General features: G+C 60.6%; 21 protein-coding genes. 2 read left to right on the forward strand and 19 right to left on the reverse strand.

Annotated elements, in window-relative coordinates; all coding sequences use genetic code 11:
* Positions 1 to 6: 6 nt before the first annotated feature.
* Genes yacG through pilB form a run of 5 tightly spaced genes read right to left on the reverse strand, consistent with a single transcriptional unit; the run spans position 7 to position 4618 of the window.
* Entirely contained in the window at positions 7 to 207 is a 201-nt protein-coding gene (yacG, locus tag J5M72_RS06795; RefSeq protein WP_039771664.1) for a DNA gyrase inhibitor YacG, read from the reverse strand.
* On the reverse strand, positions 204 to 827 hold the full coding sequence (gene coaE, locus J5M72_RS06800; protein ID WP_169431959.1) for a dephospho-CoA kinase: 624 nt from the start codon (positions 825 to 827) through the stop codon (positions 204 to 206). Before coaE ends, yacG begins: the two co-directional genes overlap by 4 nt.
* A complete protein-coding gene (locus J5M72_RS06805; protein WP_207864776.1) occupies positions 824 to 1696 on the reverse strand; it encodes an A24 family peptidase in 873 nt (290 codons plus the stop codon). The genes coaE and J5M72_RS06805 overlap by 4 nt, the downstream gene beginning before the upstream one ends.
* 1 nt (position 1697) lies before the next feature.
* Positions 1698 to 2915: a type II secretion system F family protein gene (locus tag J5M72_RS06810; RefSeq protein ID WP_169431957.1), complete on the reverse strand. Its 1218-nt coding sequence runs from the start codon at positions 2913 to 2915 to the stop codon at positions 1698 to 1700.
* Between the two features lie 2 nt (positions 2916 to 2917).
* A complete protein-coding gene (gene pilB / locus J5M72_RS06815; protein WP_207864778.1) occupies positions 2918 to 4618 on the reverse strand; it encodes a type IV-A pilus assembly ATPase PilB in 1701 nt (566 codons plus the stop codon).
* A 226-nt stretch (positions 4619 to 4844) separates the two neighbouring features.
* Between pilB and J5M72_RS06820 the strand changes: the two genes are divergently transcribed.
* Positions 4845 to 5288, forward strand: a complete 444-nt coding sequence (locus J5M72_RS06820; RefSeq protein ID WP_085732829.1) for a pilin — start codon at positions 4845 to 4847, stop codon at positions 5286 to 5288.
* Between the two features lie 298 nt (positions 5289 to 5586).
* Entirely contained in the window at positions 5587 to 5943 is a 357-nt protein-coding gene (locus J5M72_RS06825; protein WP_065261581.1) for a BON domain-containing protein, read from the forward strand.
* A 165-nt stretch (positions 5944 to 6108) separates the two neighbouring features.
* Here the strand turns inward: J5M72_RS06825 and J5M72_RS06830 are convergent, their stop codons facing one another.
* From J5M72_RS06830 to dksA, 14 genes are all read right to left on the reverse strand, one after another.
* Entirely contained in the window at positions 6109 to 6405 is a 297-nt protein-coding gene (locus tag J5M72_RS06830; protein ID WP_207864780.1) for a DUF2845 domain-containing protein, read from the reverse strand.
* Complete coding sequence (locus J5M72_RS06835) at positions 6405 to 9356, reverse strand: DUF748 domain-containing protein (RefSeq protein ID WP_207864782.1); 2952 nt, start codon at positions 9354 to 9356, stop codon at positions 6405 to 6407. The genes J5M72_RS06830 and J5M72_RS06835 overlap by 1 nt, the downstream gene beginning before the upstream one ends.
* A gap of 132 nt (positions 9357 to 9488) precedes the next feature.
* Complete coding sequence (locus tag J5M72_RS06840) at positions 9489 to 10505, reverse strand: class I SAM-dependent methyltransferase (RefSeq protein WP_207864784.1); 1017 nt, start codon at positions 10503 to 10505, stop codon at positions 9489 to 9491.
* Between the two features lie 145 nt (positions 10506 to 10650).
* The gene (acs, locus tag J5M72_RS06845) at positions 10651 to 12588 is read right to left on the reverse strand and encodes an acetate--CoA ligase (RefSeq protein ID WP_207864785.1); all 1938 of its coding nucleotides are present in this window, start codon (positions 12586 to 12588) and stop codon (positions 10651 to 10653) included.
* A 114-nt stretch (positions 12589 to 12702) separates the two neighbouring features.
* On the reverse strand, positions 12703 to 14367 hold the full coding sequence (gene pgi, locus J5M72_RS06850; RefSeq protein ID WP_085612637.1) for a glucose-6-phosphate isomerase: 1665 nt from the start codon (positions 14365 to 14367) through the stop codon (positions 12703 to 12705).
* A gap of 415 nt (positions 14368 to 14782) precedes the next feature.
* Complete coding sequence (gene panC, locus J5M72_RS06855; RefSeq protein WP_169431951.1) at positions 14783 to 15643, reverse strand: pantoate--beta-alanine ligase; 861 nt, start codon at positions 15641 to 15643, stop codon at positions 14783 to 14785.
* Positions 15640 to 16440 carry a 3-methyl-2-oxobutanoate hydroxymethyltransferase gene (gene panB / locus J5M72_RS06860; RefSeq protein WP_169431950.1) on the reverse strand — a complete coding sequence of 267 codons (801 nt, stop codon included), beginning with the start codon at positions 16438 to 16440 and terminating at the stop codon, positions 15640 to 15642. Before panB ends, panC begins: the two co-directional genes overlap by 4 nt.
* A 309-nt stretch (positions 16441 to 16749) precedes the next feature.
* Positions 16750 to 17235 (reverse strand): 2-amino-4-hydroxy-6-hydroxymethyldihydropteridine diphosphokinase, encoded by a 486-nt coding sequence (gene folK, locus J5M72_RS06865; RefSeq protein WP_169431949.1) that lies wholly within the window; start codon positions 17233 to 17235, stop codon positions 16750 to 16752.
* A gap of 3 nt (positions 17236 to 17238) precedes the next feature.
* The gene (locus tag J5M72_RS06870; protein WP_169431948.1) at positions 17239 to 18639 is read right to left on the reverse strand and encodes a polynucleotide adenylyltransferase PcnB; all 1401 of its coding nucleotides are present in this window, start codon (positions 18637 to 18639) and stop codon (positions 17239 to 17241) included.
* A gap of 734 nt (positions 18640 to 19373) precedes the next feature.
* Positions 19374 to 20810, reverse strand: a complete 1437-nt coding sequence (locus J5M72_RS06875) for a sigma-54 dependent transcriptional regulator (RefSeq protein ID WP_207864786.1) — start codon at positions 20808 to 20810, stop codon at positions 19374 to 19376.
* 22 nt (positions 20811 to 20832) lie between these two features.
* On the reverse strand, positions 20833 to 23787 hold the full coding sequence (locus tag J5M72_RS06880; RefSeq protein WP_207864787.1) for a sensor histidine kinase: 2955 nt from the start codon (positions 23785 to 23787) through the stop codon (positions 20833 to 20835).
* Positions 23771 to 23947, reverse strand: coding sequence for a hypothetical protein (locus tag J5M72_RS06885; RefSeq protein WP_003176118.1), 177 nt, complete (start codon positions 23945 to 23947; stop codon positions 23771 to 23773). The genes J5M72_RS06880 and J5M72_RS06885 overlap by 17 nt, the downstream gene beginning before the upstream one ends.
* Positions 23948 to 24024: 77 nt before the next feature.
* Positions 24025 to 24921, reverse strand: coding sequence for a tRNA glutamyl-Q(34) synthetase GluQRS (gene gluQRS / locus J5M72_RS06890; RefSeq protein ID WP_207864788.1), 897 nt, complete (start codon positions 24919 to 24921; stop codon positions 24025 to 24027).
* A gap of 83 nt (positions 24922 to 25004) precedes the next feature.
* Positions 25005 to 25448 (reverse strand): RNA polymerase-binding protein DksA, encoded by a 444-nt coding sequence (dksA, locus tag J5M72_RS06895; protein WP_169431944.1) that lies wholly within the window; start codon positions 25446 to 25448, stop codon positions 25005 to 25007.
* Positions 25449 to 25592 lie beyond the last annotated feature (144 nt).

Below are 25592 nucleotides of genomic sequence, written 5' to 3' on the forward strand. Positions count from 1 at the left end.
AGAGGATCAGTGGCGCGGGTCGAAGTCGCCGGAAAACAGTTCGTCCTCGGCATCCGGGGCCACCGGAATCTTGTGTTCTTCCGACGCCCAGGCGCCGAGGTCGATCAGTTTGCAGCGGTCCGAGCAGAACGGCCGGAATTTGTTCTCGGGGGTGAATTCCACCGGGGCGCCGCAGGTCGGGCAATTTACGGTTGGGGTCTGGCTCATGACTGGCCTCCGGATAAAGTCAGGTAAAAGTGATGCAGGCGCTCGACCTCGCTGTGCAGCCAGGCGAGGTCGCGGTCGTTGACCACCACATCGTCGGCACGGCTCACGCGGTCTTCGCGGCTGGACTGGGCCTTGAGGATCGCCTGGACCTGCTCTTCGCTGGTCTGGTCACGCTGCAAGGTGCGTTCGATCTGCAGTTGTTGCGGCGCGTCGATCACCAGGATCCGTTGGGTCATCGCGTACTGTCCGGACTCGATCAGCAGCGGCGAGACCAGAATCGCGTAAGGCGATTTTGCCAGCGCCAGGTGATGGGCGATTTCCTCGGCGATCAGCGGATGCAACAGCGCTTCTAGCCAGCGGCGTTGCTCCGGCACTTCGAAGATCAGCTTGCGCAATGCAGCGCGATCCAGTGTGCCGTCGGCCTGCAGGACATCCGGGCCGAAGTGCTCGGCAATTTTCGCCAGCGCCGGGCGACCCGGTTCAACCACCCAGCGTGCTGCATGATCGGCGTCCACGACATGGATACCGAGGTCGATGAAGTGCTGGGCCGCCGCGCTTTTGCCACTGCCGATGCCGCCGGTCAGGCCGAGAATCCAGGGTTTTTCCACAGGGGTATTCATTTCAAACCGACAAACTGCCAATAGAAGTCGGTTATTTGACCACCCCAGAGCAAGGCAATCCAGCCGGCAATTGCCAGATAGGGGCCGAAGGGGATCGGCGTCGAGGTATTCCGGTCGCGCAACTTGAGCAAAATCACCCCCAGCACCGCTCCCACCAACGAGGACAACAGGACGGTCAGCGGCAGAATCTGCCAGCCGCCCCAGGCCCCAAGCAGTGCCAGCAGCTTGAAGTCGCCGTGACCGATGCCATCCTTGCCGGTGAACAGCTTGAACAGCCAGAACACCGACCACAACGCCATGTAGCCAGCTACTGCCCCCCACAGCGCGTCGTGCAGCGAGACGAACAGGCCGAAGCTGTTGACGATCAACCCCAGCCACAGCAGCGGCAGCACCAGCACGTCGGGCAACAGCTGATGTTCGATATCGATCAGGCTCATCGTCAGCAGGCCCCAGGTCAGCACGATCAGCAGGCATGCCGGCCAGCCAAAGCCCAGATGCCAGGCGATGAACGCCGAGAGCAGACCGCAGGCCAGTTCGGTCAGTGGATAACGCTTGCTGATCGGCGCCGCGCATGACGAGCAGCGCCCGCGCAAAAACACGTAGCTGAGCAGCGGGATGTTTTCCCACGCACGAATGCGGTGGGCGCAATGCGGGCACTGCGAATGCGGCAACATCAGGTTGTAAACCGGCAGCGGTGTTTCGACAGGCAGCCCAAGCACATCGTGAGCCTGCTGGCGCCATTCGCGCTCGAGCATTTTTGGCAGACGCCAGATCACCACATTGAGGAAGCTGCCGACCACCAGTCCGAGTATCAGAGCGGTGAAGACAAAGGCCAGCGGATAGAGAGCGAAGAGTTCGTCGATGGGCATGTCAGATCGCTGAGCCGAGTTGGAAGATCGGCAGATACATGGCCACCACCAGTCCGCCGACGATCACCCCGAGCACCACCATGACGAATGGCTCCATCAGGCTGGTGAGGTTGTCGACCATGTTATCCACTTCTTCCTCGTAGAACCCGGCAACCTTGTCGAGCATGTCGTCCAGAGCACCGGACTCCTCGCCGATGGCGGTCATCTGGACCGCCATGTTGGGAAACATGCCGGTGGTGCGCATCGAGAAATTCAGCTGCATACCGGTGGCCACGTCCTGGCGGATGCGCAGCACCGCGCGTTTGAACACCACGTTGCCGGTGGCTCCGGCAACCGAGTCCAGCGCTTCGACCAGCGGCACGCCGGCGGCAAAGGTGGTCGACAGGGTCCGGGCGAAACGGGCCACGGCGGACTTGTACATCATGGTGCCCACCAGCGGCAGCTTGAGCAGCCAGGCGTCACGGCGATCGCGCAGGGCCTGGGATTTCTTCAGAGCATGGCGGGTGCCGAAAAAAGCTGCGACCAGCACGCCGAGAATCGCCCACCACCATTGCTGCATGAATTCCGACAGGCCGATCACCATCAGGGTGAACGCCGGCAGTTCGGCACCGAAGCCGGAAAACACCGACTGGAACTGCGGCACCACTTTCACCAGCAGAATTGCGGTGACGACCGCGGCTACCAGAACCACGGCGGTGGGGTAGGTCATGGCCTTCTTGATCTTGGCCTTGAGGCTTTCGCTCTTTTCCTTGTAGGTCGCCACACGTTCGAGCAGGGTGTCGAGGGCACCGGACTGCTCGCCGGCATCCACCAGGTTGCAGTACAACTCGTCGAAGTATTGCGGCTTCTTGCGCAGGGCCGCGGCGAAGCTGTTACCGGCGGCGACTTCCTGTTTGACCTCGTCCACCAGCTTGCGCATGGCCGGATTGTCAAAGCCCTCGCCAATGATGTCGAACGACTGCAGCAATGGCACGCCGGCCTTCATCATGGTCGCCATTTGCCGGGTGAAGAGGGCGATATCCAGAGGCTTGATGCGCTTGCCGAAGTTCATCAACGACGCGGATTTCTTGCGCACCTTGCCGGGGTTGATGCCCTGCTTGCGCAACTGTGCCTTGATCAGCGCGGGGCTTTGTCCGCTCAGTTCGCCAGTGATCCGGCTGCCTTTCCTGTCCGTGCCTTCCCAGGCGTAGACGCTGATTTTCGCTGCCTTGACGGCCATGTTCAGTCCTTGGTGACCCGGTTGATTTCTTCAAGGCTGGTGATGCCCTGCATGGCCTTGATCAGTCCCGAGGTGCGCAGGTCGTTGAAGCCGTCCAGGCGCATCTGGCTGTCGATTTCCAGTGAGTTGCCTTCGGCCATGATCAGCCGCTGCAGTTCGGGAGTATTCCTGACCACTTCATAGATGCCGGTGCGGCCCTTGTAGCCGCCGTTGCATTGATCGCAACCGACGGGCTCATAGATCGTGAAACTTCCGATGCGTTCCTCGGGGAAGCCTTCCTTGAGCAAGGTTTCGCGGGGGATCTCGATGGGTTTTCGGCAATGGCTGCACAGCTTGCGTGCCAGACGCTGGGCGATGATCAGGCTGACCGATGTAGCGATGTTGAAGCCGGGGATGCCCATGTTGTGCAAACGCGTGAGCGTTTCGGCGGCGCTGTTGGTGTGCAGTGTGGAGAGAACCAGGTGACCGGTCTGCGCCGCCTTGATGGCAATTTCCGCGGTCTCCAGATCGCGAATCTCGCCGACCATGATCACGTCCGGGTCCTGGCGCAGGAACGAGCGCAGCGCCTGGGCGAAATCCAGGCCCTGCTTCGGATTGACGTTGACCTGGTTGATGCCTTCCATGTTGATCTCCACCGGGTCTTCGGCGGTGGAAATGTTGATGTCGACGGTATTGAGGATATTCAGCCCGGTGTATAGCGACACCGTCTTGCCCGACCCGGTGGGACCGGTGACCAGGATCATGCCTTGGGGCTGCTTCAGGGCGGCGAGGTACAACTCTTTCTGCTCCGGCTCATAACCGAGGGCGTCGATGCCGATCTGGGCGCTGGAGGGGTCGAGGATCCGAATCACCACTTTTTCGCCCCACAGGGTCGGCAGGGTATTGACCCGGAAATCGATCGACTTGGTTTTTGACAGACGCATCTTCAAACGCCCGTCCTGGGGCTTGCGACGTTCGGAGATGTCGAGGCTGGCCATGACCTTCAGACGTGCAGCGATACGCCCGGCCAGCTGGATCGGTGGCCTGGCCACTTCACGCAGGATGCCGTCGGTACGTACGCGCACCCGGTAGTTCTTTTCGTAGGGCTCGAAGTGCAGGTCGGAAGCGCCGCTTTTGATCGCGTCCAGCAGCATCTTGTGGACGAAGCGCACCACCGGAGCATCGTCGGCGTCCATCCCACCGATGGCGTCCTGTTTGCTGTCATCGACTGACTCGACGTCCAGTCCTTCAAGGTCGACATCGGCCATGTCTTCCAGACCGGAAGCGTGGGTGTCGAAGAACTTTTCGATGGCGTCGGTGAGCTTGTCGTCCTCCACCAGAATGGCTTCGGTGCTCAGCCCGGTGCTGAATTGAATGTCGTTGATCGCCTGGTGATTGCTCGGGTCGGAAATGCCCACGAACAGCTTGTTGCCACGCCGCCACAGGGGCAGGGCGTGATGCTGGCGCACCAGTTTTTCACTGACCAGGCCCTTGGGCTGGGTTTCCTTGTCCAGGCAGTTGAGGTCGAGGAATGCCATGCCGAAATGCTCCGAGGCAATTTCGACGACCTGCCAGCTCTTCACCAGTTTGTTCTGTACCAGATAGCTGACCAGCGACAGGCGATTGCGCTGGGCCTGCTGCCAGGCTTGCTGGGCGACTTTTTCCGTGAGCAGTTCGGCCTGGACCAGCTGTTTGGCCAGGCCGCTCAGAGCGATGTCATTCATGGGAATCCCGGATGCAGACAGTTCATGACTTATAGCCTAGTCAAGTGACAGCGCCAAACCTCTCCGGTGCAGGTGACAAAAAGTGTCAGATAGTGCGGTTACACGTTGTAGGAAACCCCGCGATAGCGTGATCGCGCCCAGCCTGCGCGGCTGCGGGCGCCTTGGCACGGGCTGTGCTGAGTCCTGTTCAGATCATGAGATTCCGACTCATGCATGGAGCGTGTCTATGAAAAAACAACAAGGTTTCACTCTCATCGAGCTGCTGATCGTCGTGGCGATCATCGGCATCCTGGCGACCATTGCCCTGCCGCAATACACCAAGTACCAGGCACGGTCGAAAGTGACGGCAGGTCTGGCGGAAATCAGCGCGCTGAAAGTGCCGTTCGAGGACACCATCAATCAAGGTACAGACCCGACGCTGACGCTGGTGACCGGTAACGCATCCTATTCGACAACCAACTGCGGCACAGTCACTGCCTCGGGTACTGCGTCTTCTGGAGCTGGTACCATAGTCTGCACTCTGGCCAACGCACCGGCTCCGGTACTGGGCAAGACCATCACGCTGACCCGTTCTGGCGGTGCGACGGGTAACACCGCGGGCGTCTGGAGCTGCGCCTCGACAGTCAACCCTGACTACGCCCCTAAAGGTTGCCCTGGCAGCGGTACTTGATTGCTTGACCTCTGCTCATCAAATGCCCCGCTTTGCGGGGCATTTTCTTTTGCGGTGCTTCACAAAAAAGCTTCAATCTTTTCAGCGTGTTAGGAACTTTCCCAAAAACCGCAACTTGCATGTAGATAATTCAAGGGTCATGCAATTTGCATGATTCCGAAAATTTTTAATTTCACTAAATTATTGATTTATAAGAGTTTATTGTATTTTCAAAAGTTGGCACAGCGTTCGCAATACTTCCAGTAACCCTGCTGACAAGACACCCAGCAGACTTTCCAGAAAAACAGGAGTTACTCGTATGAAGAAGTTCGCTATCACTGCCGCTGCTGCTACCGCGCTGACCCTGACCATGGCCACCGGCGCATTCGCACAATCCACCCAGGCGACCCAGGCTCCAATGACTCTGGCTGCCGGTGAAATGACCAAGGCCAAAGAAGCTACTTCCGACACCTGGATCACCACCAAAGTCAAAAGCGACCTGGTCACTGAAAAAGGCATTCCAGGCACTGACATCAAAGTAGAAACCAACAAAGGCGTCGTGTCTCTGTCCTCCACTGTTGCAGTGACAGAAGCACAGAAAAAAATGGCCGTAGACATCACCAAGAAAATCAAAGGTGTGAAAGCGGTCTCCGCTGACGGCCTGAAAGCCGAGTAAGGCAAGACTTCTCGCCTGGACCGGGAGAAGACGCGACAGGCGGGCCGAGCAATACGTCTGCCGCACTTTAGAGTTCATGCGAACGGCCACACGGATTGTGGCCATTACAGGCCCCGGCATTCGTGTCGGGGCCTGTTCTATTTCAGAGATAGGAAAGTGGTGGAGTCAGTTACCGCGCTTGCTGTTGATCTGCCGCAGGCGATTGCCCTCGAAGCGCAGGTATTGGTACATGCCATTGCTCGGGCCGTAGGTCCATTCCTCGACCTGAAACTCTTCACGGCGATTGGCGCTGCGCTTGTAGCCCAGCACATCGCGACTGATCGGCTCGCCGCACTTTTGCAACACTTCGCTGGCGCGGTCGCCGAGGCTCACCAACTGGCTGCCGCAGCGCAGGGTATCGGATGCCGAAGCCTGGCTGGCGACGAGCGCCAACGCAATTGCAGCCAGCCATTGATTGTTCATCACTCGGCGTCCAGATGCATTTGCGTCACCACGCGGCCGTCGCTTTGCGCTTCGCCAAGATTGGCGTCGATGAAGTACACGCGGTCATCGGCCAACTGGCCCTTGTCCACCAGATAATCCTTGATGCTGCTGGCTCGTTCCTGACCGAGCTGGCGCAACAGCACGTCGCTGCTACTCCAGAACTTGATCACGTCGGCACGCATTTTCGCCGTGCGTTCTTCCTTGCCCAGATCCTTCCATTCGGCCGGTGGCTGGGTTTTCAAACGGGTGCGGTAGATGCCTTCGAGCAGCGGGCCTTTTTCGTTATCCGGCACCTGAATCAGCGAAGCCTGAGCCGGCACTTTGTCGCCACGGCGCTGGAGCATCTTGTAGTAGTTGTACTGGTATTCGCGTTCCAGACGTTGCTCGGCGATCAGTGGGCCGTCGCTGCTTTGTGCTGCGGTGCCTTCGATTTCCAGGCGCAGGGCCGGGCGCTCTTTCAAGGCCTGGGACAATTTGACCAGCGCCGCTTCGGCATCCTTGTTCAGTTCACTGGAGCCTGGCGCGAAGGACACGGTACCCAGATCTTCTGAACCGCCACCGCTGACCAGTCCGCCAATCAACTTGAACGGCGCGGCCGCCGCCTTGACGATCAGGTTGCGCAGGGTCTGCCAGATAATCGGCATCACGCTGAATTGCGGGTTGTTGAGGTCGCCGGTGACCGGCAGCTCGATGGAAATCTTGCCGTCCACATCCTTGAGCAGTGCAATCGCCAGTTTCAGCGGCAGGCTCACGGCATCCGGGCTGTCGACTTTCTCGCCCAGTTGCAGTTGCTCGACCACTACTTTGTTCTCGGCCTTGAGCTGGCCCTTGGTGATCAGGTAGTGCAGGTCGAGATTGAGCCGGCCCTTGCGGATCCGGTAACCGGCGAACTTGCCGGAGTAGGGGGTCAGGGTGGTCAGTTCGACCCGTTTGAAACTGGTGGCGATATCAAGGCTGGCCATGGGGTCGAACGGGTTGACCGCGCCTTTGATCGTCACCGGCGCATAGCGGTCGACCTTGCCCTTGACGTCAACGCTGGCCGGTTTCGCCTGACGACTGTCGATGGTGCCGATCTGGCCGTTGAGTTGCTGGATTGCCGTGGCGAAGTTCGGGGTCAGGCTGAAGTCGGCAAAGTTGGCCGAGCCGTCATTGATCGCGATACCACCGATATGAATGCCCAGCGGTTTCGAGTTGTTGGCTGGTTTGGCCGCTGCCGTTTTCGCTCCGGAATCGGCAGGTTGCGGGATCAGCAAATCATCGATGTTGGTGGTGCGGTCATCGTTGATCATGAAACGCGCATATGGCTGGAACAGGTTGATCCTGTCGATCGACAGGCTGTCGCCATGTTGATAGTTCAGGCCTTCGACCACCACTTGCTGCCACTTGAGGAAGTCGCGGGTCTTCAGGGTATCTAGAGTGTGCAGTTGGTCGACCTGGGCGCGGCCGGTGACGCTGAATGCCAGCGGCTCGGTGCTTTTCAGGTTCACTTTCAGGTCGCTGCCGAGCATGCCGCTGCGCAGTTCAAGACGAATGAACGGGTTGATGTAGGACTGGGCGACGCGCAGGTCGATGTCCTGGGTTTTTACGTTGAGCTGGGCGGTGACCGGCGCCAGGTTGACCACGCCGTCGGCGTTGATCTTGCCTTGTTTGCCCAGGCCGGCATCGAGCTTGAGGTTGAAGGGCGAGCCGTTGAGACTGTCGAAATTCTGCAGGTCGACATTCAGCGGCGTGACGTCCAGCGTGACTTCGGGTTTCGCCGAGCGGTCGGCCAGATGTACTTTGTAGTCACGCAGTTGCACGTCCTTGAGCAGCACTTGCCATGGCTTGCCGGGGGCGGTCGGTTCCGCTTTCGGTGAATCGGCGGCCGCCGGTGTGCTCTTGGGTTCCGCCGCAGCCTTGGCAGCCGGTTTGGACGGCTGACTGGCGAACAGTTTCTGCCAGTCCAGTTGCCCGTCCGCTTCAAGGGCGGCCCAGGTTTCGAGTTTCTGGCTGCGGATCTTGCCGACCACTACTTGCTGTTTGGCCAGGTCCACCGTGGTTTCGCTGACGTCGAGGCGGTCGAGTCTTGCCAGCGGACGTCCGTCCGGGGTCTTGATCGCAAACGGCGCGACGCTGACCGAGACGTTGCTCAGCAGCAGTTCGGTTTCCTTGGACAGGTTGAGCTTGTAGTCGGTACTGAGGCTGACCACACCGTTTTCCAGCGCCAGCGGTACGGCGTCGCGAACGTAGGGCCAGAAGGCTTTCATCTGGCCATCGGTGACCTTGAGCGTTCCTTGTGAGGCGATCGGGATCAGGCTGAAGTTGCCTTTCCAGTCGATCTGCCCACCGGACGGGCCGATGGCGACCAGGGTCATGTCGGCGTTGTCTTCAGGCAGGGTGCTGAGGTTATTCAGTTCGAAGTCGAGCTTGTCGTAGACGAATTCGATCGGCTCGCTCGGGCGTGCATCCTCGAAATGCACGTTGCCGCCGGCCAGTTTGATCCGGTCGATGCGCAGTGGAAAAGGCTTGGCATTCGGATCGGCCGGCGTCGGTTCGCTGGCCGGCAGTTTGAACAGGCCCAGCAGATTGAGCTTGCCGTCCTTGGCGAACAGGACTTCGGTCTTGGGTTTGTCGAGTTCGATGTCGGACAGGTGCAGGGCTTTTGTCCACAGACTGTCGAGTTGCAGGTTGGCGTAGAGGCGCTCGAAACCGACCTGCTCCTTGCCCGGTTCGCCGATGACCAGGCCCCAAAGCGTGACTTCGAGGCTGAACGGATTGAGTTCGATACGCTGGAGGTGCGCAGGCAGCGTTGCATGGCTGGCCAGTTGCTGGTTGGCTATGCGCAGCGCAATGCCCGGCAGAATCAGAAACCCCAGCAGGCTGTAGAGGGCCAGAGCGGTCAACAGGGCGCCAATCGCGCGAATCAATCCTTTGGGCATGTGCGGCTTCATCTGTCTGAATCGGAGTGCCTTGGAGTATGGCACGCGATTCCGGTTCCGAAGTACATCGCGCGCGACAGGATTATTCAGATTTTTCTGCAATATCTGTAGGCGCTGCCGAAGGGGGCTCCTGCCGGGGGGGAGTCAGAGCTGGAGAATCAGGGTCTTGAGCGGCGGTTGCCCGTCCAGTGAGGGGAAGTCCCGGCCCGGGGTCATTACGCTCCACTCGCGCACCGGTCGCCCGGCCTTCTCGGCACAACGCAGTACCTGTTCGCGCCAGTCGTCCATGCTGACTTTTGCCAGGTTGTTGCAGCAGATCAGCACGCCGTTTTCGGCGGTGGTCAGCAGGGCTGGCTTGAGCAGGCTCTGATAATCGCGCAGCAGATCGACAGTGCCGAACGCGCTCTTGGCCCACGCGGGTGGATCGAGCAATACCAGATCGTACTGGCGCTGTTCGAGGCGTTGATAGCTCGGCAGTTTCTGCCCGCGACGCTGACTGATCGGCAGCCCGGCCAACTGACGGATCGCCGGGAAGTAGTCGGACTGAATGAATTCCATGGTCGGCAGTTGCGGATTGAGCAAGCCGTTCTCGCGTCCGACGGCCAGGTTGCCTTCGGCGAAATCCAGATTGCATACCTCGCGGGCACCGCCGGCAGCCGCGCTGAGGCCGACGCCACAGGTGTAGGCGAACAGGTTGAGCACGCTTTTGCCCCTGGCGTGATCCTTGACCCAGCCGCGGGTGTTGCGCAGGTCGAGGAACAGCAGCGGATCCTGCCCGGCATGGCGTCCGCGCACGCGGTAGTTCAGGCCCCATTCGTGGCCGACCAGATCAACCAGTGCTGCATCTTCGGCGCGGTAGACGCTGTCTTCGCGGTCGATGCGCGAGTTGCCACGGGAGCGGTCGTTGTAGACCAGCAAGGTTTGCAAGCCCAGCGTTTCATTCACCGTGGCGTGCAGTTGCAGCAGGTCGGTGAGTTCCAGCGTCTGGTGGAAACTCTGCACCATCAGTTGCGGGCCATAGCGGTCGACGGTCAGGCCGCCGGCACCTTCCTGGCTGCCATGGAACAGGCGATAGCAATCCGTGCCCTGGCTGTGCAGCTCGGCGAGCAGATCCTGGCGTTGATCGAGGGCGGCGCGCAGCGCCTGATTCAGGGAAGACATGCTTGCGCCTTGCTGGAGGGAATCGGGGCGCGGGAGTTTAGCAGTTTGGCAGGCAATCGAGGGGTTCCCATCGCGAGCAGGCTCGCTCCCACAGACGATTATAAGTCCCTGTGGAAGCGAGCCTGCTCGCGATGCTTTTGCGGCCTTACTGGATCAAGCGTTTATCGATCAAGCCCTGCACCACGCTCGGATCCGCCAGCGTCGAGGTGTCGCCGAGACTGTCGAGTTCGTTGCAGGCGATCTTGCGCAGGATCCGCCGCATGATCTTGCCCGAGCGGGTTTTCGGCAGGGCCGGGGCCCACTGGATCAGGTCCGGTTTGGCGAAGCTGCCAATCTCCTTGCTGACGTGGGCCAGCAGTTCTTTCTTCAGTTCGTCGTTGGGTTCGGTGCCGTTCATGGGTGTGACGAACGCATAAATCCCCTGGCCTTTGACGTCGTGGGGATAACCGACCACGGCAGCTTCGGCGATGCTGTCGTGCAGCACCAGCGCGCTTTCGACCTCGGCGGTACCGATGCGATGACCGGAGACATTGATCACGTCGTCGATGCGCCCGGTGATCCAGTAGTCGCCGTCCTCGTCGCGGCGGGCGCCGTCGCCGGTGAAGTAGTAGCCGGGGTAGGGCTTGAAGTAGGTGTCGACCATGCGCTGCGGATCGCCGTAGACGCTGCGGATCTGCGCCGGCCAGCTCGACTTGATCGCCAGCACGCCGCTACCGGCCCCCTTGATTTCCTTGCCGTGCTCGTCGAGCAGCACCGGTTGCACGCCGAACATCGGCTGGGTGGCGCAGCCTGGTTTGATTCGCTGGGCGCTGACCAGCGGGCTGAGCATGATGCCGCCGGTCTCGGTCTGCCACCACGTATCGACGATCGGGCAGCGCTGTTCGCCGACCACGTTGAAATACCATTCCCACGCTTCCGGGTTGATCGGCTCACCGACACTGCCGAGCAATCTGAGGCTTTGCCGCGACGTTTCCTGCAACGGACCGGCACCTTCGCGCATCAGTGCGCGCAGCGCGGTCGGAGCGGTATAGAAAATGTTGACCTTGTGTTTGTCGATCACCTGCCAGAACCGCGAAGTGCTCGGGTAGCTCGGCACACCTTCGAAGATCAGGGTGGTCGCGCCGTTGGCCAGCGGGCCATAGACGATGTAACTGTGGCCGGTGACCCAGCCGACGTCGGCGGTGCACCAGAACACTTCGCCGTCGCGGTAGTCGAGCACGTACTTGAAGGTCATCGCCGCCTGCAACAGGTAACCGCCGGTGGTGTGCAGCACGCCCTTGGGTTTGCCGGTGCTGCCGGAGGTGTAGAGGATGAACAGCGGATCTTCGGCGTCCATCGGTTCCGGCGGACAATCGTCGCTGACGTCACGCACGGCCTGGTGATACCAGAGGTCGCGACCTTCGACCCAGTTGACTTTGTTCTGTGTGCGCTCGACCACCACGACGGTGCCGACATTCGGGCAACTCTGCAGGGCCTTGTCGACATTGTGTTTCAACGGCACGAATTTGCCACCGCGCACGCCTTCATCGGCGGTGATCACGGTGCGGCAGTCGGCGTCGAGAATGCGGTCGCGTAACGAGTCCGGTGAAAAACCGCCAAACACCACCGAGTGAATCGCACCGATCCGCGCGCAGGCCAGCATGGCGTAGGCCGCTTCGGGAATCATCGGCATGTAGATGCACACCCGGTCGCCTTTCTTCACGCCACGGCTTTTCAGCACGTTGGCCAGTCGGCAGACGTGGTGATGGAGTTTGCTGTAGGTGATTTGCGTGGATTCGGCGGGATCGTCGCCTTCCCAGACAATGGCGGTCTGGTCGCCACGCTTTTCCAGATGACGGTCGATGCAGTTGTAGCTGACGTTCAGCTTGCCACCGGCAAACCAGGCGGCTTGGCCGGTCTTCAGGTCATAGCGCTGGACGGTCTGCCACGGTGTGCTCCAGTCGAGGAAGCGGGTGGCCTGTTCGGCCCAGAAGGTGCTGGGGTGTTCAATGGATTCGCGGTACAGGCGCTGGTAGTCGTCCTGACTCAACTGGGCTGCCCGGCGGACGGCATCGGCTTTGGGGAACGTGCTGATATCGAACATGACGGTTCCTTATTCTTGTTGTGCGACAAGGATAAAGATGCGCCGAGAGCGGGGAGGGTTCAATACCTGTAAACAAACACCCCCTCATGGAGAGGGGGTGTGTTCAGGGCTGGATCAGCCGCGGTGACGGCCGCGGAAGTAGTTGATCAGGCCTTGTGTGGACGCGTCTTCAGCGGCGGTTTCTTCGCTGCCGACCAGACGGTTGTAGACGCCCTTGCCCAGTTCCTTGCCCAGTTCCACGCCCCACTGGTCGAAGGCGTTGATGCCCCAGACCACGCTTTGCACGAAGACTTTATGTTCGTACATCGCCACCAGTGCGCCGAGACGACGCGGGCTGATGCGCTCGACCACCAGGGTGTTGCTCGGACGATTGCCCGGGATCACCTTGTGCGGTGCCAGTTTCTGCACCTGGTCTTCGCTCATGCCCTTGTCGCGCAGTTCCGCTTCGGCTTCCGGCAGGGTCTTGCCGAGCATCAGCGCCTGGCTCTGCGACAGGCAGTTGGCGTACAGCCACTGGTGGTGGTCGGAGACCGGGTTGAAGCTGACGATTGGCACGATGAAGTCGGCCGGGATCAGTTGGGTGCCCTGGTGCAGCAGCTGGTGGTAAGCGTGCTGACCGTTGCAGCCGACGCCGCCCCAGATCACCGGGCCGGTATCGGTCGACACTGCGGTGCCGTCCTGGCGCACGCTCTTGCCGTTGGATTCCATGTCCAGCTGTTGCAAGTGCTTGGTGATGTTACGCAGGTAGTGGTCGTACGGCAGGATCGCGTGGCTTTGCGCGCCCCAGAAGTTGCCGTACCACACGCCGAGCAGGGCCAGCAGCACCGGCATGTTCTGTTCGAACGGCGCGCTCTGGAAGTGCTGGTCCATGGTGTAGGCACCGGACAGCAGTTCCTTGAAGTTGGACATGCCGATGGCCAGCGCGATTGGCAGGCCGATGGCCGACCACAGCGAATAACGACCGCCGACCCAGTCCCACATCGGGAAGATGTTCTCTTCACGGATACCGAAAGCCACGGCTGCCGCGTTGTTGCTCGAGACGGCGATGAAGTGGCGATACAGTTCGGCTTCCGAACCACCCTGAGCCAGGTACCAAGCGCGAGCGGCCTGGGCATTTTTCAGGGTTTCGAGGGTGTTGAACGACTTCGACGAAACGATGAACAGCGTGGTCTCGGCGCGCAGTTTTTGCGTCAGCTCGTGGAATTCGCTGCCGTCGATGTTCGCCAGGTAATGGCAACGTACGCCTTTCTGGGCGTAGGACAGCAGGGCCTCGGAGACCAGCTCGGGGCCAAGGAAAGAACCACCGATGCCGATGTTCACCACGTCGGTGATCGGCTTCTCGGTGTAACCGCGCCACAGACCGTCGTGGATGCGGCCCACGAGATCGGTGATCTGGTTCAGCACCTTGTGTACTTCAGGCATCACGTTGACGCCGTTGACCGACAGCTTGTCGCCGACCGGGCGACGCAGGGCGGTGTGCAGCGCCGGGCGGCCTTCGGAGGAGTTGACGATTTCGCCGTCGAACAGGGCCTTGATCGCGCCCTTGAGATCGACTTCATTGGCCAGACCCACCAGCAGGTTGCGGGTCTCGGCGTTGATCAGATTCTTCGAATAGTCGAGAAACAGTCCGCAGCTGCTGAGAGTGAACTGATTGAAGCGCTGCGGATCGGCGTTGAAGGCTTCGCGCATGCTGAAATCCTGCATGGCTTGGCGGTGATCTTTCAACGCTTGCCAGGCAGGCAGAGCGGTAACGTCATGAGGAGTGCGGTAGTACGCCATCGCTGCGGTTTTCCTTTTTACTTGAACGGCCTTTTGAACACTGAAAAGACCTCCCCGCCATGTTTGGGCGAGGGGGCAACTGCGTCGACACGATTACTTTGGCGCAGGGCGAATACAGTAAACCCAGCGCTGCGATCTGTCTTGGCTTCTTCTGACCTGTTACCTGTACTTTTTTAACATCGATAACAGGAGAGGCCGACAGACGGCGGGTAATGCAAGCAAGTCCCTGCTCATCGCGCGAGTAGAACGGCGGGCAGTTTGCCCGATGGGCAGGTAGGCAGCAATACACGCCGCAGGTGATACAAAGCGATGTGGGAGCCAGTCTGCTGGCGATTACGGCCCGGCAGTCAGCATCATTTCTGACCGATGGATCGCTTTCGCCTGCAGGCAGGCTCCCACAGGGGGATGGCGGTGTTTACGCGGGGGTATCGAGATTCAGGTGCAGGTTGTCGATCAATCGGGTGGTGCCGAGGAACGCAGCCACCAGAATCACCAGATCACGATCTTCTGCCGTCGCCGGACGCAGGGTCACGGCGTGGCGGATTTCCAGGTAGTCCGGCCGCAGACCGGCCACTTCCAGCTGTTGCCGCTGAGCCTGGATCAACGCCGGGAAATCGCGCTCGCCTTGCTTGATCGAGTCGGCAATGGCGCACAGGGTGCGATAGACCACCGGTGCCACGGCACGCTGTTCTTCGCTGAGAAAGCCGTTGCGCGACGACAGCGCCAGACCGTCGGCAGCACGTACGGTTGGCTCGCCGATGATCTGGATCGGCATGTTCAGGTCATGCACCAGCGCGCGGATCACCGCCAGTTGCTGGAAGTCTTTCTGACCGAAGATCGCCAGGTCCGGCTGGACCATGTTGAACAGCTTGCTGACCACGGTCGCCACGCCTTCGAAGTGTCCCGGACGGCTGGCGCCGCACAGGCCTTCGGAAAGCTGTGGCACGCTGACCCGGGTCTGACCGGCCATGCCATCGGGGTACATTTCTTCGACTGTCGGGGCGAACAACAGGGAGCAACCGGCTTCCAGCAGTTTTTCCTGATCCGCGGCCAGCGTACGCGGGTATTTGTCGAGGTCTTCGCCGGCGCCGAACTGCAGCGGGTTGACGAAAATGCTCGCGACCACGAAATCCACACGCTGTTTGGCCTTGGTGATCAATGCGATGTGGCCGCTGTGCAGGTTGCCCATGGTCGGGACGAAGCCGATGCGCTTGCCCTCACTGCGGGCGCGAGCCACGGCGGCGCGCAGTTCACGTACGGTTTTGACGGTGTTCATGCAGAGAATCCGTGTTCTATCCCAGGGAAAGTGGTGGCTTTGACTTCGTTCACATAAGCCTTCAGTGCGGACTGGATGCTGTCCTGACCCTGCATGAAGTTCTTCACGAACTTTGGCACGCGGCCACTGATCGACAGGCCGAGCATGTCGTGCAGGACCAGTACCTGACCGTCGGTGTCGGTGCCGGCGCCGATGCCGATTACCGGGATTTTCACCGCCTGGCTGATTTCGGCAGCCAGTTCGCTTGGCACGCATTCGAGCAGCAGCATCGCCGCGCCGGCCTGCTCCAGGGAGATCGCGTCGGCACGCATCTGGCGTGCCTGGTTCTCGTTGCGCCCCTGCACTTTATAGCCACCGAGAATGTTCACGGCTTGCGGGGTCAGGCCCATGTGGGCGCAGACCGGTACGCCGCGTTCGGCCAGCAGGCGGATCGAATCCGCCAGCCACAGCGCACCTTCGACCTTGACCATGTGCGCGCCGGCCTGCATCAGCATGGCGCTGTTGGTCATGGTTTGCTCGAGGGTCGCGTTGGCCATGAACGGCAGGTCGGCCAGGATCAGGGCGTCGGTGTTGCCGCGCTTGACGCAGGCGGTGTGGTAGGCCATTTCCGCAATGGTCACCGGCAGGGTGCTGTCGTGACCTTGCAGGACCATGCCGAGGGAGTCGCCCACCAGCAGCACTTCAACACCAGCCTCGTTGCAGGCGTGGGCGAAGGTCGCGTCATAGCAGGTCAGCATGGTGATCTTCTCACCTTTCTGCTTGAGGCTCTGGAGCGTGGTCAGAGTGATGGCTGGCATGTAAGAAATCCTCGTTCAGGCGCTTTGGAAACTACTGCGAGTAACGCGCGTGATTCGTCATCTATTCAGGCGCACGCTCTTTTGTCGTGCTTATAAGGCCTGGATTGCGCCCTTGTATGCCGGGTTGGCGGCAGCGGGACGCCTATAGTCGTGATGAGGCCTCAGGAAGTCAATTGCATGTGTTACCGCATTGTTACGACGGGAGTGTTACCGGCGTTACTGATGCGATTCAGCGGGCCGGCGGGCCTGATCTGCGTAGTTTTTGTCCGACAAAAACCGGGATTTGGATAAGTCGATGTGGGATAGATGTCAGGGGTGGGGAAGGCGTTCGAGGCCGACGAACGGGCAGGCTGCGAGAAGATCGGCAAGGGTGCGGCCATCGGCAAGGCGCAGATCTTCGGGGGCCAGTTCGGCCAGGGGATACAGGACGAATGCACGCTCCTGCATGTGGTAATGCGGGACTTTCAGGCGCGGCTCATCGATCAGGCGGTCACCGAACAGCAGGATGTCCAGATCCAGCGTGCGAGGACCCCAGCGCTCCAGGCGTTCGCGACCCTGACCGTTTTCGATGGCTTGCAAGGCATCGAGCAGTTGCAGCGGAGCGAGTGTGCTGTCGAGCGCTGCGACCGCGTTGGTATAACGCGGCTGGCCCGGCAGCAGCGAGTCGCTCTGGTAAAAGGCAGACACGCCAGCCAGGACCGTATCCGGCAGTTGCCCCAGTGAGTCGACCGCACTGCGCAGTTGTTCGGCCGGGTCAGCCAGGTTGCTGCCCATGCCGATGTAGATGCGTTCCATGCCTTATTCGCCCGTGGCGCTCGGTGCGCCGGCGCGCTTGCGCTTGGAACCGCCGCTGCGGCGACGCTTGCGTGGCGCACCGCTGGCGCCGTCTTCCTTGCCGCTGAGATCGCGGATCATGTCGCGGCGCTCGCTGTCGTTGGCGTCCTGATAGTCGGTCCACCATTCGCCCAGGCCATCGGTCTGCTCACCGGCGCTTTCACGCAACAGCAGGAAGTCATAGCCGGCGCGGAAGCGCGGATTGTCCAGCAACAGGTCGGCGCGTTTGCCGCTGCGGCGTGGCAGACGTTCCTGCATGTCCCAGATCTCGCGGATCGGCATGGTGAAGCGTTTTGGAATCGCAATGCGCTGGCACTGTTCGGCGATCAACTCGTGGGCAGCTTCCTGCATCGCCGGAATCGGCGGCATGCCACGTTCCTGCAGACGCAACACGCGGGCCGGCAGGGCTGGCCACAGCAACGCGGCGAACAGGAACGCCGGGGTCACCGGTTTGTTCTGCTTGATCCGCAGGTCAGTGTTGGTCAGTGCTTCGCTGATCAGTGTGTGGGTGTATTCCGGGTTGTATTCCAGCGCATCGGCGCTGGCCGGGAACAACGGCGCGAACAACTGCAGGTCGACCAGCATCTCGAAGGTGATGGCGCCATGCCCGGAGAGGAACAGCTTGAGCACTTCCTCGAACAGCCGGGCCGACGGAATCTCGCGCAGCATCGGCGCCAGTTCGCGGATCGGCTGCACGGTGTGCTTTTCGATGCCGAAGTTGAGCTTGGCGGCGAAACGCACGGCCCGCAGCATCCGTACCGGGTCTTCCTGGTAGCGCTGTTTCGGGTCGCCGATCAGGCGGATCAGGTGATTGCGGATGTCGTGCACGCCGTTGGCGTAATCGAGAATGCGCTCGCTGACCGGGTCGTAATACAGGGCGTTGATGGTGAAGTCGCGGCGCTGCGCGTCTTCTTCCAGGGTGCCGTAGACGTTGTCGCGCAGAATGCGCCCGCTCTCATTGCGCGAAGACTGGTTGCTGTCTTCGTCGTCTTCGTTTTGCGGGTGATTGGCGCGGAAGGTCGCGACCTCGATGATTTCGCGACCGAAATGGATGTGTACCAGCTTGAAGCGGCGACCGATGATCCGCGCATTGCGGAATTCGGCGCGGACCTGCTCGGGGGTGGCGCTGGTGGCAACGTCAAAGTCTTTGGGCGTGATGCCCAGCAGCATGTCTCGCACGCAGCCGCCAACCAGATAGGCCTGGTAGCCGGCGCCCTGCAGACGTTCGACGATGTTGACCGCGTATCGGCTGAATTGCGCCTTTTGCAGCGAATGTTGGCCGCTGTTGAGGACTTCAGGCGTGCTACGGATGTGTTGCGTACGACGCAGGGGAGTTCGGAATGACTGGAACAGCTTCTTCAGCATGGGATGCACTGTTTGAAGGAATGTTCGGCCATACCAGAGAATGACCGCATGATGGGCCGGGATTCTAGCATTTAGTCGAGGGATGGTGTAGGACGCTGCCGTTTTGCGCTGCAGGCCGCAGGCTAGAGGGGTGGAGATGCGTCAGAAAGGGAGAATTTCCCGGAAAGGAGAAACTACAAGGGGAGCCGAAGCTCCCCAAGAAGTAGTTGCGTGCTCTTTTTATTATTGATTCGGGCTTCTTGTTTTTGTTGAGTGCCCTCGCCATGAAGCTTTTCCTTCATGACCCTCCCAATCGGGAGCCAAGAGCAAACGGATTGCTTTGGTCGCTGAATTGCAGTGATCTCTCGATCCAACCAGTACAGGCTCTGTCTTAGGACAGTTTTTGTTGTTCTCGGCCTGGTCGTGGGGCAAGCCCCAAATACAACGCCTCTCCAAAAGAATCAGTTAGCTGCGCCTCTCGCCGTCTTGTTTTTATTGTGCGTGAGTCGATTCGTCTTATTTTTATTGTCTTGTGCATTGCTTGTTATTGTTCTTGTACCAAAGATATAGCAGGGGCCGTGCCAACTTTTGCGAACCCCAATAAAACAAGGGGTTAGGTCGATATAACCGTTTTCTCGGGGCGAAAAAAAGCCGGGGTTTCGTTACCGATAACCCCGGCTTCTGTTACGTGAAAAGACTGAGGTAACAGTTTTTTCACATCCTCAACCGTTACCCGCACACTCGACAGGTAATGTTCAGCTCTCGCTGGCGACCCCGGTCTTGCGCCGTGGAATGCCCAGACGCTGACGGCGTTCCCACAGGCATTTGCGGCTGACGCCCAGTTTGCGCGCCAGTTCAGTCTCGGTCATGTGGTCCTGATGCTCGAGCACGAAATGCTGAAAGTAATCTTCCAGCGACAGATCTTCGGTCGGCTCGTGGCTGCTGTTGCTGGCGTTACCGGCCGGTTGCGCCGGCAGACCGATGAACTCGTCATCCTCCAGATCCCCCAGCTCGATGTCGATGCCCAACAGGTCGGCGGAGATTTCCGGGCTTTCACTCAGAATCACGGCGCGCTCGACGGCGTTTTCCAGTTCCCGCACGTTGCCCGGCCAGGAATAGTGCCGGATCGCCTGTTCGGCATCGGCGGCAAATTTCAGGTCGGTGCGGTTGATGCGCGCGCTCTGGCGAGCGAGGAACGCATTGGCGATTTCGTTGACGTCGGCGCCGCGCTCGCGCAGGGCTGGCAGTTTCAACGCGATCACGTGGAGGCGGTAGTACAAGTCCTCACGGAACTGGCCGATTTTCGCCAGGCTCTTGAGGTCCCGGTGGGTTGCAGCGATCAACCGGACATCGACCTTCTGCGACTGCACCGAGCCAACCCGGCGAATTTCGCCTTCCTGCAGTACGCGCAACAGGCGGGCCTGAGCTTCCAGAGGCAGTTCGCCAATCTCGTCGAGGAACAGCGTGCCTCCGTCTGCCGCTTCCACCAGACCGGCGCGACCGGCGCTGGCTCCGGTGAACGCGCCTTTCTCGTGACCGAACAGTTCGGACTCGATCAGGCTTTCCGGAATGGCGGCGCAGTTCACCGAGATCATCGGTGCCTTGGCGCGTTTCGACAGGTTGTGCAGGGCGCGGGCCACCAGCTCTTTACCGGTGCCGGACTCGCCCTGGATCAGAACATTGGAATCGGTCGGGGCGACTTTACGGATCTTGCCGTAAAGGTCCTGCATCGGCGGGCAGGAGCCGATGATGCCGATCTCGCCATTGCTGTTGTCGATGGCGGATTTGCCGTTGCCGTTGGCCGATTTGGAAGACGCTGCTTCACCGGCGGCAGGCGCCGACTGGCGATCACGCAGGATCCGCGCGACAGCCTGAAGCATTTCATCGTGGTCGAAAGGCTTGGCGATGTAATCCACCGCACCCATCTTCATCGAGTCGACCGCCGAGCGCAGGCTGGCGTAGCTGGTCATGATCAGCACTGGCGTGCCCTGGCCGAGCTTGATCAGCTCGGTGCCCGGAGCACCCGGCAGACGCAGGTCGCTGACGATCAGATCGAATGTGGGAATACTGAAGCGTTCTTGTGCTTCCTGCACTGAACCGGCTTCGCTGACCTGGTACTGGTTGCGTTCCAGCAGGCGGCGCAAGGCGGAGCGGATAATGGTTTCGTCTTCGACGATCAAAATGTGCGGCATTGATTCGATACTCTCGACGGTCTCAGTTCACAGCGGACGTCGCTTCGACATGGCGCGGCAAAGTCACCCGGATACGGGTGCCGCGCTGGCTCTGAACATCAGCCGGGCTGTCGATGGTGATTTGTCCATAATGCTCTTCAACGATGGAATAGACCAGTGCAAGGCCCAGACCGGTGCCTTCGCCAGGGTCCTTGGTGGTGAAGAAGGGTTCGAACAATCGGTCCATGATGCTCGATGGAATACCGCTGCCTTCGTCCTCGACGATCAGATCGACCGTGTGTTCGCCGGCTTCGCTCTTGACCCGCACCGCACTGCCGGCAGGCGAGGCGTCACGGGCGTTGGAGAGCAGATTGATCAACACCTGGGCGAGACGTTGCGGGTCGCCTTCAACCCAGTGATCCGGGTCGCACAGGTTGTAGAACTGGACTTCGAAGTTGCGCCGGTTCAACGCCAGCAGACCGATGGCGTCCTGAGCCACTTCCGCCAGACAGACGGGCTCGTCGCTGTGCTGATGGCTGCCGGCATGGGCGAAGCTCATCAACGACTGCACGATGCGTGACACGCGTTTGGTCTGCTCGAGGATCTGGCCGCTGATTTCCGTCAGTTCGCCGTCTTCTTCGCGTTCTTCCCGAAGATTTTGCGCAAGACAGGCAATGCCGGTGATCGGGTTGCCGATTTCATGCGCCACGCCGGCCGCGAGACGACCGATGCTGGCCAGGCGTTCGGAGTGCACCAGTTTGTCTTCGAGCATCTGGGTTTCGGTCAGGTCTTCCACCAACAGCACGAGGCCGCTGTTACCCGGTGCCAACGGCTCGTCGATGGCCGCTTTGTGAAGGTTCAGCCAGCGGGTCTGGCCGTCGAGCGCCAGATGCTGCTTGTGCAAATGTTCGTCGGGCAGGTTGATGAAACCTTGCAGCAATTCTTTCCACGGATTGGCGATGGTACTCAGGCGCGAGCCGACGACCCGTTGCGCGGCAATCCCGGTCAGCTCTTCCATGGCCTTGTTCCACATCAGGATCTCCTGATCCTTGGCCAGCGAGCAGACGCCCATCGGCAGTTCCTGCAAGGTCTGGCGGTGGTAGCGGCGCAGGGCATCGAGTTCGGCAGCCAGGCCGGTGAGGCGCGAGTGGTAATCCTCGAGGCGGCTTTCGATGAAGTGGATGTCTTCGGTGACGTAGTTTTCGCCGCCGGCCTTGTACGGCAGGAAGGTTTCCACCATGTCCTGGGCTACGCTCGGGCCCATCAGGCCGGAGAGGTTGGCTTCGATCCGGTCACGCAAGCGGCGCAAGGCATAAGGGCGGCGTTCATCGAAAGGCAGATAAAGGTCGCGCAGGGCCTGCTCGACTTCCTTCTGTGCAGCCTTGGCGCCCAGCGGCTTGGCCAGTTGCGTGGCGAATTCCTGTGGCGAGGCGGCGTGCAGTTCGCGGCGTTGCGGACGGCGCACGTTATCCACAGCGCAGGCTTCGGCAGCGCTGGCCTCTTCGGGGCTGGCATTGGTGAACAGCGAAATCAGCGTGAACATCAGGACGTTGGCCGCCAGCGAGGCGATGGCCGCCATGTGCCAGCTGGTGTCGTCCAGCACATAGATCATGTTCAGCAGCGGAATATAGAAACCCTGCAGATTGCCGACCAGCGGCAGCAGCATGGTCACGACCCACACCACGATCCCCGCCAGCAGACCGGCGATAAAGCCGCGACGATTGGCGGTCGGCCAGTACAGCACCGACAGCACACCGGGCAGAAACTGCAGGGTGGCTACGAAAGCGACGATGCCGAGGTTGGCCAGATCCTGCTCGGCGCCCAGCATCAGGTAGAAGCAGAAGCCGGCCATGATGATCGCGACGATCAGCGCCCGGCGGGTCCATTTCAGCCAGCGATAGATATTGCCCTCGGCCGGTGGCTGATAGAGCGGCAGCACCAGGTGGTTCAGGGCCATGCCCGACAGCGCCAGTGTGGTGACAATGATCAGGCCGCTGGCCGCCGACAGACCGCCGACATACGCCAGAAGGGCCAGCGATTTGCTGTTGGCGGCGATGCCGATGCCGAGGGTGAAGTATTCCGGATTGGTGGTGGCGCCGAGTTTCAGGCCGGCCCAGAGAATCAGCGGCACCGCCAGGCTCATCAGTAGCAGGAACAGCGGCAGACCCCAGCTCGCGCTGACCAGCGAGCGCGGATTGAGGTTTTCGGTGAAGGTCATGTGATACATGTGCGGCATCACGATCGCCGAGGCGAAAAACACCAGCAGCAACGTGCGCCACGGGCCTTCCTGCAACGGGGTGTGCAGGGCGGCGAGGGCGGTCTGGTTCTGCAGCAGCCACAGTTCGAGCTGTTGCGGGCCGTCGAATACGCCGTACAGCGCGTAGAGGCCCACGCCGCCGAGGGCCACCAGTTTGATCACCGATTCGAAGGCAATCGCGAAGACCAGCCCCTCGTGCTTTTCACGGGTGGCGATGTGACGGGAGCCGAAGAAAATCGTGAACAGGATGATCAGCGCACAGAACGCCAGGGCTACGCGATTCTGCACCGGTTCGCCGGTGAGGATGCCGATGGAATCGGCTACGGCCTGAATCTGCAGGGCCAGCAATGGCAGGACGCCGATCAGCATGAAAATCGTGGTCAGTGCACCGGCCCAGGTGCTGCGAAAGCGGAAGGCGAACAGGTCCGCCAGCGACGACAGCTGATAGGTGCGGGTGATCTTGAGGATCGGATACAGCAGCACCGGCGCCAGCAGGAACGCGCCGGACACCCCGAGATAGCTGGACAGAAAGCCGTAGCCATACTGATAAGCCAGACCCACCGTGCCGTAGAACGCCCACGCACTGGCGTAAACCCCCAGCGACAGGGTGTAGGTCAACGGATGGCGAATGATCGCCCGCGGGATCATGCCCCGTTCACTGATCCAGGCCACGCCGAACAACGCGGCCAGGTAGGCGGCGCTGATCAGCAGCATCTGGGTCAGGCTAAAGCTCATCGGCATCTTTTTGGCTCTGCAGGATGAAGGTCACGACAATCAGGATCAGCCAGAGCAGATAAGGGCGATACCAGGCGCCCGTAGCGTCGATCCACCAATCCATGATGGCAGGAGAAAACAGGTAGATCCCCACGACCAGAAGCAGGACCAAGCGATAGATGTACATCCCGGCCTCTCTTTTTTATGCGCGTGCCCGAAAACGTGCGGCGATGGTAACGGATGGGCGCGCCACTGCAAGTGTCGTCACAGCAGTCGCGCTTCGGGCAGGGTCAGTGTGCGCGGGATCTTTGTCGCATCCCAGTGGGTGCTGCCCCATTTCAGCAGCTCCTGCGGCGAGGCGTGGGCCAGTTCAGGCCCCGGCTCTTGCCCAAGCGCACGCAAGGCTCTCAGCAACAATGGCGTGGCCTGACCGGCTTCCAGCGGTGGCGAGCGATAGGACTTGCCGAGCTTGTTGCCGTCCGGCTGGGTGATCAGGGGCAAGTGCAGATAACGCGGCTGACGCAGGCCCAGCAGTTCTTGCAGGTACAGCTGGCGCGGCGTCGAGTCGAGCAGATCGGCACCGCGCACGATGTCGGTGATGCCCTGCCAGGCGTCGTCCAGCACCACCGCCAGTTGGTAGGCGTAGAGACCGTCGCGGCGACGGATCACGAAATCACCCACGTCACGGCCCAGATGTTGGCGGTATTCGCCCTGTACCCGGTCGATGAAGTGATATTCCAGCTCCGGTACGCGCAGGCGAATTGCGGCATCTTCCTGGTCATGGCCGGCGTTGCGGCATAGCCCAGGATAAATGCCGTGATACGGCTCCAGCTGTTTGCGCGAACAGGTGCAGGCGTAGGCGAGGCCGTGATTGAACAGGCTGTCGAGCACCTGGGCGTAGGCTTCGTGCCGATCGCTTTGGCGGACCATTTCGCCGTCCCATTCGAAGCCATAGCTTTCCAGCGCCTTGAGAATCGCCGCTTGCGCGCCGGGCTCTTCACGGGGCGGATCGAGATCCTCCATGCGCACCAGCCAGCGGCCGTTCACCGAGCGGGCGTCCAGATAGGAAGCGAGGGCAGCTACCAGCGAACCGAAGTGCAGGTGGCCACTGGGCGTGGGGGCGAAGCGGCCGATGTAGGCGGGGGAAGTGTTGGCAGTCATGAGGGCGATGTTACTTGAAGAGTAAAAAACGGCAGAAACAAAAACGGAGCGTTCGCACGCTCCGTTTTTCGTTCAGGTCGGGATTACTTGCCGACCTGCTTTTCCTTGATTTCCGCCAGGTTCTTGCAGTCGACGCACATGTCGGCAGTCGGGCGGGCTTCGAGGCGCTTGACGCCGATCTCGATGCCGCAAGAGTCGCACCAGCCGTACTCTTCGTCTTCGATCAGTTGCAGGGTCTTGTCGATCTTCTTGATCAGTTTGCGCTCGCGGTCGCGGGCGCGCAGCTCGAGGGCGAACTCTTCTTCCTGGCTGGCACGGTCGGCCGGATCAGGAAAGTTGGCCGCTTCGTCTTTCATGTGATCAACAGTGCGGTCGACTTCCTGCATCAACTCCTGCTTCCACTTGGACAGGATCTTGGTGAAGTGCGCGCGCATTGGAGCGCCCATGTACTCTTCGCCCGCTTTCGGGACGTAGGGTTCGAAACCGCTGAGGGTCTGACTTGCCTGTTGCTTTGCTTGGGTGGGCATGAAATGGACCGCCTCTACTCTTGTAATCCATTGCGCAGGATTGCTCCATCACCGACACCTGCCGGCCCTGCGGCTGCAAGCGGGCGAACTTACCAGATCAATTCGGCCCGCGCTACTCCCGGATGTCGAGCGCGTGGCCGTTGG

This window comes from Pseudomonas sp. 58(2021) (assembly GCF_017491585.1).
Lineage (GTDB): Bacteria > Pseudomonadota > Gammaproteobacteria > Pseudomonadales > Pseudomonadaceae > Aquipseudomonas > Aquipseudomonas fluorescens_BT.